This is a genomic window from Synechococcus sp. H60.1, from assembly GCF_047462335.1.
In the GTDB taxonomy this organism is placed as follows: Bacteria; Cyanobacteriota; Cyanobacteriia; order Thermostichales; family Thermostichaceae; genus Thermostichus.
Window position 1 is genome coordinate 1 of sequence record NZ_JANSJA010000246.1, and the last position, 587, is coordinate 587.

Consider the following 587-nt stretch of genomic DNA (forward strand, 5'->3'; position numbering starts at 1 on the left):
CGCCCCTCCTCATAGGCCACGGTTACCTGCGTTTTGCCATCCGGGCGCAGGTAGGGCAGGGTGCCATTTTTGCGAACCGCGGCCAACTGGCGGCTGAGGCGGTGGGCCAAGCTGATGGGCAGTGGCATCAGCTCAGGGGTTTCATCGCAGGCGAAGCCAAACATCAAGCCCTGATCCCCGGCCCCGATCAAGTCGAATTCATCTTCCTGGGATGCGCGACTTTCCAGAGCCAAGTTCACTCCCTGGGCAATGTCGGGAGATTGCTCATCGAAAGCCACCAACACCGCGCAGCTTTCTGCGGAGAAGCCGTTCCTGGCGTCGGTATAGCCAATTTCGGCCACCTTGTCCCGCACCAGCCGGGTGAAGTTGACATGCGCCTGCGAGGTGATCTCCCCCGTCAGGATCACCATGCCCGTATTCACCACCACCTCTGCCGCCACCCGGCTCATGGGATCCGCCGTCAAGAGGGCATCCACGATGGCATCGGAGATCTGATCGCAGATTTTGTCGGGGTGCCCCTCCGTCACCGACTCCGAGGAAAACAAAAACGACTTGGACAACGAACCTCTCCTTAAGACGAAACAGAT

1 protein-coding gene is annotated in these 587 nt (G+C 59.8%); it reads right to left on the reverse strand.

What is annotated here, in order from left to right:
* Positions 1 to 560: S-adenosylmethionine synthetase N-terminal domain-containing protein (locus NW852_RS11735; RefSeq protein WP_414426768.1), on the reverse strand; the 560-nt coding region annotated here is incomplete at its 3' end.
* Positions 561 to 587 lie beyond the last annotated feature (27 nt).